Raw genomic sequence first — 16,274 nt, 5'->3', positions numbered from 1 at the left:
CTATGGTTTCATTAATTATGTTTCTGACGGCCTCCTATTGTTACATTAAGCTATTTACATTTTTTAATCTTTTTGACTTATATTCACATCACTTCGATTCTTGCTGTCACTTAGTAAAGTGTAGTAGGTATTTAATTGAACACCTAGTTTTTGCTCATCATAAAGATGATTTTATCTAGCTTTTGCATAAAACTGTGTCCAACGTAAATGACTTCTACTTTTATGCCTCTCAAAGTGATGTGTCTCGCACTTACATTAACACTAAATAAATTAAGCGGCATCTTCCTCCTCATATTCGTCAATTGCATCTACATCGTCAGTGTCGGTATGTACTAATGAAGCAAAACGCTGTGCTTCGGGTTTATGGGTTAATCGATTGAGTTGTTTCTCTAATTTTTGACCCATGGCAGTAATTGCTGCATAAAGGTTCTCGTGTTTTGCTTGAGCAAAAAGTTCTCCATTTGGGATGCCAACCGATGCTTCAATCTTGAAACCTGGTTTCTCCTCTGTAATGATCACGTGGGGATTAATCAACTGCACATCGTGTCTAGAAAGTTTCTCAAAACGGCTTTCAATACGTTCACGGATTGGGGCAGTGACTTCTAGTTGTTTGCTCGTAATCTTTAGCATATGTCGAACCTTCTGTTGTTTCCTTGGATTTCAGAGTACCAACCTTAGCTGTATAAAACGAGATCTAAGTCACAAAAATTCCCCATTTGGATACTGTTCACTGGATATTTGATCGCTTAGACAATTTTCAATTATTCTTAGCTTGAAAGCCTTGTATTCCTCACCGAACAGGGGCATATTCGATAAGTTAACTCTGCAGCCTTTTCCTGATTTTCCTATATTTACTTTAAATTTATCAGCAAATCCCTTTAAAATACGTCTACTTATTTTATTCGTTCGCTCGAGTAGGTCTTATTTATGAAAACCGAATATATCAAAGTTAAAGTATGGGATTTACCTACACGTATTTTCCATTGGGTTATGGTGATGCTCATGGGCTTGTTATGGTGGAGTGCGGATGCCGGTGAAATGCAATGGCATCAAATTTTTGCATACAGTTTGCTGAGCTTGATTGCTTTTCGATTTGTGTGGGGATTTGTTGGTAGTGATACATCTAAATTTAGCCACTTTATTTGTCATCCTAAAGTTGCGTTGAAATACCTCAATGAAGTGCGAACTAAGGGAATATCTTTTGTACTTGGGCATAACCCTGTAGGGGGGTATATGGTCATTGCATTGATTACTGTGATTAGCCTACAAATAGTGACAGGATTGTTTGCAACCGACGATATTTTTACTGAAGGGCCGCTATATAGTTATGTTAGTTCAAGTACAAGTGCATCAATGACTTGGCTACATAAGACGAACTTTAATCTTATTTTATTGTTGAGTGCTATCCATATATTGGCTGTCATTATTCATGCAATCAAAGGGGATAAATTGATTGGAGCCATGTTGACTGGTGATAAAAAGATTTCTAAGACGGAGTTGTCTTCATATCAACAAGTTAATCCATTGTTTAAATCCGGATGGATTGCCTTAGTACTTTTTGCTGTTTTGGCTGCTGTTATTTTTTCTTATTTAGTTTGGCCTATTGTACGAGTGCTTTAGTCATCACGTGGTAAATGTTACATGAGAAAAGTAAGTGATAAGGTTGCATTAACGAAAAAGCCTGCTTAAAGCAGGCTTTTTCGTTAATGCTTAAGAAAATTAGTCTTTCTTATAAGCATCGTGACAACCTTTACAGCTTTTACCTGTATTCATAAAGGCGTCTTTGATTGCAGCTTGATCGCCTTGTTGCGCAACAGTTGCTAAAATGGCGGCATTTTCTTGGAATGTTTTCATTTTTGCATCGAAATCGGCTTTATCTTGCCAGATTTTCGCTAAGGCTTCAGTATCACCTTTATCTGACCCTTCAATAAATCCCTCGATTGGTAGCATCGAAAGCGCAGCAACATTCGTTGCACGCATAGCGAAGGTTTTGGCTTCGAAAGGTTTTTTACCTTTCATCATCGCACCCATATCACCAAAATTATAGGCAATAAGGCTAAATGCAGATTGGCGGTATTCAATTGCATCTTTAGCATCTTCGAAATTATGTGCTTGTGCTGCTGAAACGAATAAGGTGCTAGCAACGAGGGTAAGTAGTAATTTTTTCATAGTATTCTCACAAATTAGCGTCGAAGTGTGACATTGCGCCTCTATTGTACACAAATTAACTTGATGTACTAGAAGCATTTTTGTCAGTTTTTGTCTAGATGTAATGAAGAAGCGTAACAAGTTATTTGTTAGAGAAACAAATCTGGTAAACTGCCATGTAATGCTTTAACAGTAGTTATGGGGCGATTATGCGAGCAAATTGGGACTTAGTATTAAACAAGATTTTGAGTCATGGAAATTATGAAGATCTTTTTATGCTCCCTCATTTACTGTTAACTGAAGATGAGCGAAGTGCCATTGCTGGGCGGCTTAAAGTTTTCCAGCTACTGCTAAATAGTGAAATGAGTCAACGTCAGATTGCAGCAGAATTTGAAGTCAGTATTGCCACTATTACTCGGTGCTCTAATTACCTTAAAAATATGACTCCCGAGCATAGAGCGAAAATTCAGACATTAATAAGTTAGTGGAAAGAGATGGTTTTAAGGAAAAGTTCAATAAAAATGAGGCGCTTCCTTTTTAAGAAAGTACCTCATAATGCAAAATTTGTGGTCGAGTTTATTTAAACTCGACCTATATCTATAAATACTGAGCTTAAGTGTTAAAGCTCAAACTAGCCTCGGCAACCACAGCCGCCATTGCCATCACAACCTGCTTTGGGTGTATCACAGGCTTCGTGATCATGCTCGTGGTGGTGATCATGGTCATGCTCTGAACCACCACAGCAACCACCTGTTTCCTTGCCGGAACCACCGCAGCATCCACCACCATGATCATGATCGTGTCCATGGCTGCCACAGCCACCTTGGGCATGAATGTGGCCATGAGCGATTTCTTCGGCTGAGGCTTCACGAACGTCAACGATTTCGACGCTGAAATTGAGCGATTGGCCCGCTAAAGGATGGTTGCCATCGACGATAACGACATTATCTTTTACTTCGATGACTTGAACAGGGCGTTGGCCCATTTCAGTTTCGGCGATGAAACGCATACCAGGGACGATATCTTCGATATCACCAAAGGCTTCTAATGGCACGGCTTGACGTAGGCCATCGTGATAAGGGCCATAGGCTTCTTCGGCACTAATAGTGACATCGAGTTTTTCGCCTTTGCTTTTACCGTCTAATGCGGCTTCTAAACCTGGGATCAGGTTTTCAGTGCCGTGTAGATATAGCATAGGTTCAGAGTCGAAAGAGTCTTCTAATAGTCTGCCTTCTTGATCTGATAAACGGTAATGAATGGTTACCGCGCTGTGTTGAGTGATCTTCATATCGCCTCCAATTCGTAATGTGCGCGCATAATAACGTGCTTTTTTAGTGCTGGCGATAATTTGAAGTGGCTTATGTTAGATATCGCACAGGTTTTTTTTAGGAAAATTTGTCGGTGCTTTACGGTAGAAAGGATGAGTAATGTGATTTTTGCTCGTTAGCCGGTCAATTTAGCCTGAGTGATGAGGTAGAACAAATAACGCATTATTTTAAAGTGCACTATAAATAATTAGATGTAAAACAAATGATTATCTAATGTTTTTCGTGCGGCATTACGTTAACGTCAACAGTTATCTATTGAGTAAATCGCATTTTTACCCCTAGAAAACTTCATATTAACGAATCTTGATGCAGTATTTTATCGAGCGTTAATATTTGCCTATAAATAATCCATTTTAGGGGTTGACAAGCGCGGGTAAAAAAAGCAATTCTGTTTATCAAGAAATTAACATGGATTAGCCCAAACACATGCATAGCCTAGGTTTCGTAGTAACTACCATTATTACAACCACCACTACAACAACAGTGGGGGCGGGCTGATACACCCTAAAGAATTTTAACGATGAGCCCGCTTCCCACAAAGAAGCGGGCTTTTTTGTTTCTAGCTCTTATTTCTAAGTCGGGCGCGGTACAGGAGAACAAGATGAAAGTAATGAAATTTGGTGGTACCTCGCTTGCAAATTGGCAGCGATTCTCGATGGCGGCGGATATCGTTGCCAAGTCATCTAAGCTTGAGCCAATAGCCACAGTGCTATCTGCCCCGGCGACTGTGACCAATGCGTTATTAGAAATGGTCGACGTTGCAGTTAAAGGCGAAGATTATTCCCCAGTGATACAACATGTTGAACGAGTATTTACCTCGCTTTACCAAGATGCGGTGGCTTCTGGACTCTCTAGCGCCCAAAGTGAGCACTTATTTGCAGGTTTAGCGAGTCAGTTGGCGTTATGGCACGATAGACTCCGTGGGATTGCCTTGTTGCAAGAGTGTCCCGATGGCATACGTGCTGAAATCGTGGTGGCAGGTGAGCGTTTATCTGCAGCCTTGATGGAACAAGTGATGCTATCTAAGGGGATCACGTCTGCTCAACTCGATCCGCGCGCCTTGTTTCTAGGTCGAGGTCGGCCGTTAGAATCCGTGGTCGATATCGCTGTGAGTAAGCCAAGGTTTCGTGCGTTGGCATTAGGTGAAAAACGCGTATGGGTAATGCCGGGTTTCACCGCCGCCGATGAACAGGGCAAAGTGGTGACATTAGGCCGTAATGGTTCGGACTATTCTGCTGCCGTGCTGGCCGCTTGTTTAGATGCGTCAAGTTGTGAGATCTGGACTGATGTTGACGGCGTTTATAATACTGATCCCCGTGTGGTTGCCGACGCTAAGCTGTTGTCACAACTCAGCTATCAAGAGGCGATGGAACTCTCCTATTTTGGCGCTAAAGTGCTGCATCCTAAGACGATTGCGCCCATCGCTCAGTTCCATATTCCCTGTTATATCAAAAATAGTTTTAACCCCGATGCGCCCGGCACTTTGGTATCAAACCAAGCCGATGAAACTGGCTTGCAGGTTAAAGCTATCTCCAATTTAGATAACCAGACCATGTTCGATATATCAGGCCCAGGCATGAAAGGCATGGTTGGCATGGCGAGCCGTACTCTCGCGGCGATTTCCCGCAGCGGCGTGTCTGTGTCTTTAATTACCCAAAGCTCCTCTGAATACAGTATTAGCTTCTGTGTGGCGACGTCTGACTCGGCCAAAGTGAAATGGGCATTAGAGCAAGAGTTTGAATTAGAAATAAAAAGTGATTTGCTTGAGCCTATCGCTATGCGCCATGAACTGGCAATTGTGTCCTTGATTGGTGATGGCATGCGCACCCATAAAGGGGTGGCGGCGCGTTTCTTCCAAGCGTTAGCGCAGGCAAGCGTGAACATTATCGCCATCGCCCAAGGTTCGTCCGAGCGCTCGATTTCGACTGTGATCGAGCAGCGTAAGACTAAGCATGCGGTGGCGGCTTGTCATCAAGGCTTTTTCGATGTGCAGCAGTATTTAGATGTGTTTTTAGTGGGTTGCGGCAATGTGGGCGCAGGCCTGCTCGAGCAGATAAAACAACAGTCCGCCATGCTTAAAGAGCAGCACATCAGTATCCGTGTTTGCGGCATAGTGAATTCGAACAAGATGCTACTCGACAGTGCGGGCATCGATTTAAGCAATTGGTCTAGCTTGCTTGCCGATAGTCAGCAAGCCTGCGATATCCCTGCGTTACTTGCATGGGTGAAAGAGCAACAATTGCTTAATCCTGTGCTGGTGGATTGCACCTCGAGTGAGCAAGTATCGGATCTGTATTTGGATGTGATGAACTCAGGATTGCATGTGGTCACGCCGAACAAAAAGTCGAACACTCGCGATTATGCTTATTATCAAGCACTTCGCCAAACGGCATTAAAACAGCGTCGCCAATTCTTATATGAAACTACAGTCGGTGCAGGTTTACCTGTGATCGATAACCTGAAAAAACTGTTATTTGCGGGTGACAAACTGCATAAATTTAACGGTATTTTATCGGGCTCTTTATCCTTTATCTTCGGCATGCTGGATGAAGGCATGACACTTTCTGAAGCAACCGGTCTTGCACGGGAAAAATGTTTTACTGAGCCCGATCCTCGTGATGATTTGAGTGGTATGGATGTGGCGCGTAAAGTGCTCATTCTTGCCCGTGAAGTGGGACTAAAGTTAGAGCTCAGTGATGTGCAGGTTGAATCGGTATTGCCAGCCGAGTTTGATGATTCAGGTGATGTTGAAAGCTTTATGGCACGATTACCGCAAGTTGATGCCGCAATTGCCGCAAAAGTGGCGCAGGCCAAAGCCCAAGGTAAAGTGCTGCGTTATGTTGGGCAAATTGAGGATGGTGTGTGCCGTGTGCGTATCGCCGAAGTCGATGCACAGGATCCGCTTTATAGCGTAAAAGGCGGTGAAAATGCCTTGGCGTTCTATAGCCGCTATTATCAGCCCATTCCCTTTGTGCTACGCGGCTATGGCGCAGGGACTGAAGTGACCGCTGCTGGCGCCTTTGCCGATGTATTAAGAACCTTGAATTGGACTCGTGAGGTGAGTGTATGAGTTTGACTGTTTACGCTCCAGCCTCTATGGGTAACGTGGGCGTCGGATTTGATTTACTGGGTGCAGCATTAGCGCCGATTGATGATAGTTTACTGGGCGACAGAGTGACTATCGCCGCGGCAGCGTCGGGTGTGAGTCTTATGCAAACCGGCGCTTGGGCCCATAAACTGCCTGATAATCCGCAAGACAATATTGTGTACCAATGTGCCGAATTCTTCTTAACAGCCGTGAGTAAGGAGTTTTTAACTGCGCAGGGTAAAGCTGATGAAGGCGTGGCACTCACACTGGAAAAGAACCTGCCCGTTGGTAGTGGCTTGGGGTCGAGTGCCAGCTCGGTCGTGGCGGCGTTATATGCCTTGAATGAACATTTTGACAGACCTTATAACGAGCAAGCTTTGCTGGAATTGATGGGCGAGTTTGAAGGGAAGATCAGCGGTAGTGTGCACTATGACAACGTCGCCCCCTGTTATTTGGGCGGCATGCAATTGATGCTTAATGTGCCGGGTACAGTTTGCGAAGCAATACCCAGTTTTAAAGAATGGTATTGGGTTGTGGCCTATCCAGGGATTTCACTCTCAACGGCAATGATGCGCAAACTCATGCCTGATCACTATGATAAAAGTGTCACTATCGATTTTGGCCGTTATTTAAGTGCCTTTGTGCATGCGTCGTACCAGCAGAATGCCAAGCTTGCGATCAGCGTATTAAAGGATGTGTTAGCCGAGCCCTATCGCGCCGCCGCGATTCCGGGTTACGACAAAGCAAGAGCCGCGTTAGCCGATTTAGGTATGTTGACGACGGGGATTTCGGGCAGCGGCCCAACGCTGTTTTCGATTACCGATGATTTAGCCACGGCCAACGCCGCTAAAGCCTGGTTAGAGGCGCATTATCTCACCGAGGTGGGTGGCTTTGCCCACGTGTGTCGCCTCGATGAGCAGGGCACGCGTAGAGTCGATTAATAGTTAATTTAGCTACGACTAAGTACCCAAATTAGTATTTAAGGTTTAGCATCAAAAGGTTGAGTTGAGCATGGAACTATATAATTTAAAACACCCTTCGCAGAAAGTGAGCTTTAAAGAAGCGGTACAACTGGGGTTAGGTAAAGACAGAGGTTTGTTCTTTCCTAGTCAAATACCCGTACTAGACGATATTGAAGGGCTGCTGGCGTTACCATTCGTTGAGCGCAGTAAAAAAGTACTCGGCGCATGGCTTGCCTCTGAGTTAGGCCAAGATGCGGTCGATGAATTAGTTGAGCGTGCCTTTAACTTTGATTTACCTTTGGTTGCCGTCGATGAGCAGCGCGCTTGCCTCGAATTATTCCACGGTCCAACACTGGCGTTTAAAGATTTTGGGGCGCGTTTTATGGCGCAATGTGTCAATGCCTTTGTGGGTGACACGCGTTTAACTATTTTGACTGCGACCTCGGGCGACACTGGCGCAGCGGTTGCCGATGCCTTCTATGGGCTTGAGAAAGTCAATGTGGTGGTGCTCTATCCTAAGGGCAAGATCAGTGAACTACAGGAAAAGATGTTCACGACGTTGGGCAAGAATATCCATACAGTCGCTGTCTCGTCCGATTTCGATGCCTGCCAAGATCTCGTTAAGCGCGCCTTTGATGATCCCGAAGTCCGTGATGGTCTGAGCCTGAATTCGGCTAACTCTATCAATATCAGCCGCTTACTCGCGCAAATTTGTTATTACTTTGAAGCCGTTGCCCAGTCTAAACAACGCCATGAAGCCGATCCTGTGATTTCTGTGCCAAGTGGTAACTTTGGTAACTTGACCGCAGGTTTATTCGCTAAAGCCATGGGATTACCGGTTAAACGCTTTATTGCCGCGACCAATGCCAACGATACAGTGCCGCGTTATTTAGACAATGGCCAATGGCAGCCCAATCCGACTCAAGCGACTATGTCCAATGCCATGGATGTGAGTGAGCCAAGTAACTGGCCGCGAGTGGAAGCCATTTGTGAGAAATTAGGCTGGCCACTGAGTAGCTTAGTGGGTATTCGTTTATCGGAGGAACAAACGTCACAGGCATTGGCCGAATTACAAGCTCAAGGTTATGTGTCTGAGCCTCACGCGGCGATTGCGGCTAAGGCCTTATCTTTAACTTTAGTGCCCGATGAAGTGGGCATATTTTTGGGGACGGCGCATCCCGCTAAGTTTAAGGATGTTGTGGATAGGGAGCTAAAGCTTAATTTACCACTGCCTGCCGAGCTTGAAGCTGTTGCCAATAAGCCTATCTTATCGGCGGAATTAGCACCTGATTTTATCAAATTAAAAGCACATCTATTTAAAGTATTGGTTTAATGTTTTATTGCTTTTAGTCAAGCGGTCATATTTTAAATTGTAAAAGGGAGCTGGGCTCCCTTTTTACATGTCTCGAATTTGAAGATGACGTAATGAATCTCATTGGGAACAATGGCGCCCATCTTAGGTGCCAACTATGCTTACTAAGCTATAAGCCAGTCTTTAAGTTGTCACGCTTCTTCCTTCACCCGTTGCCGCACATAACTTGAGAGGTCTTTAGCTTATGCTTTGGTTTAAAAGTGTCTCTTACTTGTTTATGTTTATCTTGCTAACCCATGGGGTATCGCAAGCCGAGAAACTTTTGCCTTGCACTAACACTATCCGAGTTGGTTACAACAACTGGCCTCCGTATGCCTGGCAAGATCCTAGGGGACAAGCCCATGGACTCGATGTTGATCTTATGCGGGCATTTGCACTTTACCTTGGGTGTGAAGTGAGTTTTATCAATGTGCCAGCCAAACGATCCCATCAGATGCTAAAAACTGGGGAGTTAGATGTGATGATGGGAGCAACGATGACAGATGCACGGCAAGCATATGCATTGTTCACTGTGGATTATCGAGATGAAGAAGTACGTTTTTTTGTACTTGATGAACAAAAAGATCTGATTAATGTTGAGAGTTGGGCGGATATTTTTACTCGAAAATTACGATTGCTTGTTCCTTCTAGTGGTTGGTATGGCGCTGATTACCATAGACTCCAATACCAACTAGAACGGGAGTATTTGCTCGTTTTAAGTCCTGATGCAAGTAAATCAGTACAAATGCTTACCTATGGTAGAGGCGATATAATTTTGGGCGATGCGATGGCGGTTCCCTACATTGCTAGCCAGTATCAGAATATTAAGTTAGTTCCATTAACATTAGTGTTAGACAAAAGTCATATCCATTTAATGCTAAGTAAAATGAGCATGACACCTTTACAGCTTGCTCAGTTCAATATTGCGATTAATGCGTTGAAGGACAACGGAGAAATTACCAAGGTTATTCATAAGTGGCAGTTACTCTCTATTGCGAAGCAATCAAACATGAGTCAGCAAAATTATCCTATCAACATTCTATATGTTTCTGATTTTTAATATTTTAAGTTTTTTTAATTATATGCCGTCATTTTCATCTAAGGCGGTTTAATCCAATGACCTTTCATCAGTTTTAGTCGCTAGTTTCAATTGTATTCATTTGTCCTTTCGGTATCGCCTTGGCGACACATTTGCTAAAACTTCTCTCTATTGACGTTACTGAACTTCCTATCAAATTCTGCTAGTTTGTGGGAATCATTATCAGATTTAAAGTTTGCTTCAAGCGCATTATTAAAAGCCCATCGCTGAACATAATAATAGGATAGAGACAATACATGAAACTTCGCCATTCCGTTGCCTGCTGCATGCTTGCCCTAGGCACATTAACAGCGTTCCAAACCATCGCTGCCGATGCGGTGAGCAATCAAGGGTATTACCGCGCGCCAGCGTTGCACGATCAAACCTTAGTCTTTACTGCAGAAGGGGATTTATGGGCTCAGACCTTAGGTCAAAAAGCGGCTACTCGCTTAACGAGTTTACCCGCAGAAGAGCTAGGGGCGACTATTTCGGCCGATGGTAAGTGGGTTGCTTATGTTGCCAACTATGAAGGCGCGAGCGAAGTGTATGTGATCCCCATTACGGGCGGTGTGGCTAAACGGGTGAGTTTTGAGAATAGCCGTGTACGAGTTCAGGGCTGGACTGCCAAAGGTGAGATTTTATATTCCACCGACACGGGCTTTGGTCCTGCTAATAATTGGATGCTGCGCAGCGTCGATCCTCAAACCCTCACCACCACAGATTTACCCTTAGCCGATGCAGTTGAAGGTGTGATTGATGATCGCAACGAATACGTGTACTTCACCCGCTTTGGTCTGCAAGTGACTGGCGATAATGCCAAAGTTTACCGTGGCGGCGCAAAAGGTGAATTATGGCGCTTTAAACTCGGCAGTAAAACCGAAGCACAGTTGCTCAGCGGCCAACACGATGGCTCAGTGCGCCAACCTATGCTATGGCAGGACAGACTCTATTTTATTAGCGACAGCGATGGCAACGACAACCTCTGGTCGAGTGCGCTCGATGGTTCAGATGCAAAACAGTTAACTCAATTTAAAGATTGGCAGGTCCGCGGTGCGCGGATGGACCAAGGCAAAGTGGTATTCCAGTTAGGTGCGGATATCCATGTGTTTGATATTGCGGCCGCTAAAGACTCGTTACTCAATATTGAACTCACTTCCGATTTTGCCGAGCGCCGTGAGCATTGGGTAAAAGATCCTATGGATTACGCTTCTTCAACTAATTTGGCCCCCGCTGGCGATAAAGTGGTGATCACCGCCCGCAGCCACGTGGCGATCGCGGGTGTTGATGGCTCGCGTTTAGTTCAAGTTGCACTGCCGGGGACTTATCGCGTAAGGGAAGCGGTGTTGAGCCAAGATGGCAAGTCGGTTTATGCGATTAGCGACATGACAGGTCAGCAGGAAATTTGGCAATTCCCTGCTGATGGCAGCAGTGGCGCTAAACAGTTAACCAAAGATGGCCATACTTTAAGAATGAGTCTTAATTTGTCCAGTGACGGTCGATTTATCGCCCATGACGATAACGATGGTAATGTTTGGCTGCTTGACTTAAAGAAAAATACCAATCAAAAAATCATCACTCACGGCGAGGGACTTGGGCCTTACGCCGATATCCGCTGGTCCAGTGACAGCCGTTTTATTGCATTAACTAAGTCGGAAATCGGTAAACAACGTCCGCAAATCGTCCTGTATTCTGTGGATGAAAATAGGGCCGAGACGCTCACAAGCGACAAATACGAGTCCTATTCGCCAACCTTTAGCAGTGACGGCCAGTGGCTATATTTCCTATCGAATCGCCAATTCAGCGCAACACCAAGTTCACCTTGGGGCGATAGAAATATGGGCCCAGTGTTTGATAAACGCAGCCAAATTTTTGCCATCGCACTGGTCAAAAATGCCAAGTTCCCCTTTAGTAAACCCAATGAACTCGAATCGAATCAAGTTGAAAAAACCGATGCTAAGGATAAACCGAGTCCAGTAAAAATCGATTGGGCGGGGATCTCTCAGCGTTTATGGCAAGTGCCTGTCGATTCAGGCAATTACAGTAAGCTGCGCGTCGTCGATGATAGACTTTATTTGTTAGATCAAGCTATTGGCGACGATGTCGCACCTAATTTAATGACCATCAAATTTGACCGATTAAGCCCCAAAGCCGAGGTTTTTGCCGAGGACATTGGCCAATATGAGGTTTCTGCCGATGGTAAAAAGCTGATGCTACGCAAGCACAGTAATGATAAATCACTCTTGATTGTTGATGGCGGTGATAAATTAGGTGATACGGATAATGCCAAAGTGCAAACGGAACAATGGCAGTTAGCGATTTCTCCCCAGCTTGAATGGCAGCAAATGTTTGAAGATGCGTGGTTAATGCACCGAGAATCTTTCTTCGACAAGAAAATGCGCGGCCTCGATTGGCAAGCCACTAAGGCTAAGTATCAGCCTTTGCTCGACCGCCTGACCGATCGTAACGAACTGAATGATATCTTCATGCAAATGATGGGCGAGTTAGATTCTTTGCACTCACAGGTGCGCGGTGGTGATTTGCCTAAAGATCCCGATGCGGCTAAAGCGGCAAGCCTTGGCGCGCGTCTACAACAAACGGCAGATGGCGTTAAAATTGCGCACATTTACAGTAGCGATCCTGAACTACCTGCTAAGGCTTCACCACTTAATCGTATCGAAGTCGATGCCAAAGAGGGGGATATATTGTTGGCCATTAACGGTACGCCAGTAGAAAATGTAGCTGATGTCACGCGTCTTTTACGTAATCACCAGGACAAGCAAGTCTTGCTGCAGCTTAAGCGTGGTAGCCAAACCCATAAAACCATCGTCATACCCGTTAGTGCCATGGTGGACAGTGAGTTACGTTACTTAGATTGGGTGAGCCATAATGCGGCAGTGGTCGAGGATGCGAGTCAGGGCAAGATGGGGTATTTGCATTTATATGCCATGGGCGGTGGTGATATTGAAAGTTTCGCCCGTGAGTTTTATGCCAATTACGATAAAGAGGGTTTGATTATCGACGTTCGCCGTAACCGCGGTGGCAATATTGATAGTTGGATTATTGAGAAGTTATTGCGCCGCGCTTGGGCGTTTTGGCAACCCACCCACGGCACGCCAAACACCAATATGCAGCAAACCTTCCGCGGCCATTTAGTGGTGTTAACCGATGAATTGACCTATTCCGACGGCGAAACCTTCTCCGCTGGGATTAAAGCGCTCGGTATTGCACCGCTGATTGGTAAGCAAACGGCAGGGGCGGGGGTGTGGTTATCTGGGCGAAATGCGTTGACCGATAAAGGGATGGCGCGGGTGGCCGAGTATCCACAGTATGCAATGGATGGCCGCTGGGTGCTTGAAGGCCATGGCGTGACGCCGGATATTGAAGTCGATAACTTACCTTTCGCTACCTTTAATGGCAAAGATGCGCAGCTTGAGGCTGCAATAAGTTACCTAAAAGATGAGCTAGTGAAACAACCTATTCCTGCCTTAAAGGCGCAACCTATGCCGGTAAAAGGAATGGCACAAGATATTAACGCTAATTAGTTAGAGATTAAGATGCGATATTTAACTGAAATTTAAGTTAATGTCGTTACTATAATGGTGTACAAATTTAGGGTGTTGTCTCATTGTTCCCGAGACAACACCCATTTTTATTCTCACCAGTATTAAAACTTGATGTGAATGTCCGTCGCTAACGAGTTGGCGATAAAGCAGTTTATATGTGCTTTTTCGTGCATTTTTTCAAGTGTTTCTTGGCTAACCTCAACGCCCTCGGCAAAAATTATCTTTGGATTAAGCACGATTCTTGTGATGGCGAGTTTACCTGCTTCATTTTTCCCTAGTTCGGCAGTGGCGGCATCGATATAAGATAAAACCGGTAAGCGTTTTAGGTGAGCAATGGCCAAAAACGTCAGCATATGGCATGACGAAAGCGCAGCTAGCAAGCTTTCCTCTGGGTTTACATAGTGTTCATTGCCTTTATAATCTGGCGCTGAAGAAGCCTGAATCGTTTGGCCGCTACCAAATGTAATACTGTGGTCTCGGCAAAACTCCCCTTCTTGTGCAGGCGAAGTTTGCCAGTTAACCGTTATGTTAAAGCCCATTATTTTCTCCTTAACTGAGATACTCATGGGCACTATAGCTTAGGCATCCACCTCAAACCACCTTAAGATTCCTATGTTTGCGTTTAAATCAATGTGAGAGCTAATAAATGGCTTATGGTATATCAATCTAAGCCAGCCTGCTCCACCTAATGACTCTGTCCAGTGGTGTTTTGGTGATACAGGCTTATACGCTAATCTATAAGGGGATACCAGCACTCAATATTAATCCTCCGGTTAACACACTTCCGGTAACAATACCTATCGGCAAATGACGTGGACTATAGCTTAACGTCAGAATCACCAACATCGCGGCAAGAGAAATGATCCCCATAAATAAAATACTCCCATAGGCCCAGCCTTGGTCGCTTGCACAGGCACTTAAACTAAACGCAAGTAATAACCAAGCAAATAAGGTTAACAAATGGCTTTGCCATTGTGCTGGTGGACGGTTAAATACATCCTTAAAATGCCCAAATTTTGCTAAGGCAAAAAGGGATAAGGAGAGGTAACTTAGACCTAAAATCCCTAGCACGGGAATCATTTTGGGCATCATGATTTGGCTTCCTCCAATGACGAACTCAGTTCGGTTGCTACGGATGATGTCTGCGCACTAGGGCGGTTTCGAGAGGACCTTTCTGGACGCTTAGCAGGTGTCGTCGCAATCAACGTCAGTTTTTGGCTAGCAAACAACATAAGGCCACCTAACAGCAATGTAAGTAGATCGAAACCAACGAGGGCCCATTGGTTTGATTGGATATTGTCGACGATATTATGGGGAGATGTGAGCGCATTGAGCACGGGGAGAGTACAGCATAATATGCCCGTCATCATTAACGCCATTTGCCAATGACGGCGTGAGCGGCCATAAATAGCCCAAATCCCCATCGATGCCAGAGCGATAAAGAAGCTGTGAACTTCCCATTCAGCGCGGCCTATTAGCTGGGCGGGTAATAAACGGTTAGCGTAAAAGAATGCAACGGTTCCTAATGGTAGTCCGATAATAAACATAAAGTTTAATCCTTCTACCAAACGTAAGCCAAAGCTTGGTTTTTCACCTTTATCTATTTCTTTTTGTTGCTTTTGACGTATACGAATCGCCCACATGAGTGTGCCTGTTGCCACCATAGCGCAACCTAATAAACCACAGAAAAAGAATAAAATTCTGAGTAATGCCCCAGCAAATCGTGCTGTGTGAAGCGACATCATAGTATCATAAGTTGTTAATGCACCCGATGCATCGTGGGGGTTAGCATATTTAAGCTCACCCGTTACACCACTAAATATCAAAATATTTGCTTCGTCTGTGACATCCTTTCCTGTGTTTTGATAAAAGGTTACTTGGCTATTTTGATCGTTGGGATTTGACAGAATGACTTGTTTTATGGGGGAATCTCCCCAAGCAGCCTTTACCTGAGGCACTAATTGACTCAACTGTATAGATGGTGCTGCAATTCCTGCTGGTTTCTCAGTTTGTCTTGCAGGATTCAGATCCTGTAAAAATGCTTGATTATCCCCAGAGTAGGCGGTAGTCACTGTCCAAGGGATATAAAGTAACATCAGGGTGATAAGTCCAGTGTAGGTGATCATGATGTGGTAGGGCAGCGCGATCACTGAACTCACATTATGGGCATCTAACCAAGAACGAGCACCTTTTCCACGTCTAAAACTGAATAGATCCTTGAAAATACGCTTATGTATCACTATGCCGCTAATTAGGGCGATTAGCATAAACATAGTACAAAAACCGACAATATAGCGGGCCGTAATGGCGGGCATATAATGCAAGTCAAAGTGTAGACGATAGAAAAAATTGCCTCCGCGACTCTCTCTTATGTCGGAGAGAGTCGCGCTACCATCAGCCAAGGCAACATGTTCCTCTATCTTGCCACGACGCTGGCCTTTTTCTGGCGGCAATTGCCAACTATAACTCAACAATGGTTGACGCTCAGTTGGAAAACTTATCATCCAACGCTGTGCCAATTGAGGGGAATGTTCTTCTATATAACCTTGGCCCTTATCTAGCTGTTTTTCGATTGAGGAGGATTGATATTCTTGATAAACACCACTGTGTAATTCGGGTTTAGTCCACTGTGTAATTTCGTGGCGAAAATAGCTCAAGCTACCAGCGAAAAAGATCAACAATAATACCCAACACACCAGTAAACCAGCCCAAGTGTGAAGCCAAGATAAGGTTCTAAAAAATGTTTCTTTCATCTT

13 protein-coding genes are annotated in these 16,274 nt (G+C 44.6%); 7 read left to right on the top strand and 6 right to left on the bottom strand.

What is annotated here, in order from left to right:
- Window positions 1-270 precede the first annotated feature (270 nt).
- Window positions 271-630, bottom strand: a complete 360-nt coding sequence (hpf, locus tag JEZ96_RS13745) for a ribosome hibernation-promoting factor, HPF/YfiA family (protein ID WP_011788621.1) — start codon at window positions 628-630, stop codon at window positions 271-273.
- A gap of 297 nt (window positions 631-927) precedes the next feature.
- On the opposite strand from hpf, the gene JEZ96_RS13740 reads away from it, so the two are divergent.
- Entirely contained in the window at window positions 928-1,620 is a 693-nt protein-coding gene (locus JEZ96_RS13740) for a cytochrome b/b6 domain-containing protein (protein ID WP_014611053.1), read from the top strand.
- A gap of 99 nt (window positions 1,621-1,719) precedes the next feature.
- Here the strand turns inward: JEZ96_RS13740 and JEZ96_RS13735 are convergent, their stop codons facing one another.
- A complete protein-coding gene (locus JEZ96_RS13735; RefSeq protein ID WP_011788623.1) occupies window positions 1,720-2,169 on the bottom strand; it encodes a c-type cytochrome in 450 nt (149 codons plus the stop codon).
- Between the two features lie 188 nt (window positions 2,170-2,357).
- Here JEZ96_RS13735 and trpR point away from each other — a divergent pair, with 188 nt between their 5' ends.
- Window positions 2,358-2,633, top strand: a complete 276-nt coding sequence (trpR, locus tag JEZ96_RS13730) for a trp operon repressor (RefSeq protein ID WP_128090273.1) — start codon at window positions 2,358-2,360, stop codon at window positions 2,631-2,633.
- 146 nt (window positions 2,634-2,779) lie between these two features.
- On the opposite strand, the gene slyD is transcribed toward trpR, so the two are convergent.
- A complete protein-coding gene (slyD, locus tag JEZ96_RS13725) occupies window positions 2,780-3,436 on the bottom strand; it encodes a peptidylprolyl isomerase (RefSeq protein WP_011788625.1) in 657 nt (218 codons plus the stop codon).
- A gap of 641 nt (window positions 3,437-4,077) precedes the next feature.
- Between slyD and thrA the strand changes: the two genes are divergently transcribed.
- From thrA to JEZ96_RS13700, 5 genes are all read left to right on the top strand, one after another.
- Window positions 4,078-6,546 carry a bifunctional aspartate kinase/homoserine dehydrogenase I gene (thrA, locus tag JEZ96_RS13720; protein ID WP_061782792.1) on the top strand — a complete coding sequence of 823 codons (2,469 nt, stop codon included), beginning with the start codon at window positions 4,078-4,080 and terminating at the stop codon, window positions 6,544-6,546.
- Window positions 6,543-7,505: a homoserine kinase gene (gene thrB / locus JEZ96_RS13715; RefSeq protein ID WP_025008726.1), complete on the top strand. Its 963-nt coding sequence runs from the start codon at window positions 6,543-6,545 to the stop codon at window positions 7,503-7,505. The genes thrA and thrB overlap by 4 nt, the downstream gene beginning before the upstream one ends.
- Window positions 7,506-7,575: 70 nt before the next feature.
- Window positions 7,576-8,859, top strand: coding sequence for a threonine synthase (thrC, locus tag JEZ96_RS13710; RefSeq protein ID WP_025008727.1), 1,284 nt, complete (start codon window positions 7,576-7,578; stop codon window positions 8,857-8,859).
- A 223-nt stretch (window positions 8,860-9,082) separates the two neighbouring features.
- Complete coding sequence (locus tag JEZ96_RS13705; protein WP_061782793.1) at window positions 9,083-9,937, top strand: substrate-binding periplasmic protein; 855 nt, start codon at window positions 9,083-9,085, stop codon at window positions 9,935-9,937.
- Between the two features lie 275 nt (window positions 9,938-10,212).
- Window positions 10,213-13,497: a S41 family peptidase gene (locus JEZ96_RS13700; protein WP_198779813.1), complete on the top strand. Its 3,285-nt coding sequence runs from the start codon at window positions 10,213-10,215 to the stop codon at window positions 13,495-13,497.
- 122 nt (window positions 13,498-13,619) lie between these two features.
- Here JEZ96_RS13700 and JEZ96_RS13695 read toward each other — a convergent pair whose 3' ends face one another.
- The 3 genes from JEZ96_RS13695 to JEZ96_RS13685 form a co-directional block, all read right to left on the bottom strand.
- Window positions 13,620-14,057, bottom strand: a complete 438-nt coding sequence (locus JEZ96_RS13695; protein ID WP_014611044.1) for an OsmC family protein — start codon at window positions 14,055-14,057, stop codon at window positions 13,620-13,622.
- 196 nt (window positions 14,058-14,253) lie between these two features.
- Window positions 14,254-14,610, bottom strand: a complete 357-nt coding sequence (locus JEZ96_RS13690; RefSeq protein ID WP_011788632.1) for a DUF3325 domain-containing protein — start codon at window positions 14,608-14,610, stop codon at window positions 14,254-14,256.
- Entirely contained in the window at window positions 14,607-16,271 is a 1,665-nt protein-coding gene (locus tag JEZ96_RS13685) for a PepSY-associated TM helix domain-containing protein (protein ID WP_061782795.1), read from the bottom strand. Before JEZ96_RS13685 ends, JEZ96_RS13690 begins: the two co-directional genes overlap by 4 nt.
- Window positions 16,272-16,274 lie beyond the last annotated feature (3 nt).

The organism is Shewanella putrefaciens (genome assembly GCF_016406325.1).
GTDB classification, from domain to species: Bacteria; Pseudomonadota; Gammaproteobacteria; order Enterobacterales; family Shewanellaceae; genus Shewanella; species Shewanella putrefaciens.
This window is presented reverse-complemented; position numbering and strand designations above follow the sequence as displayed.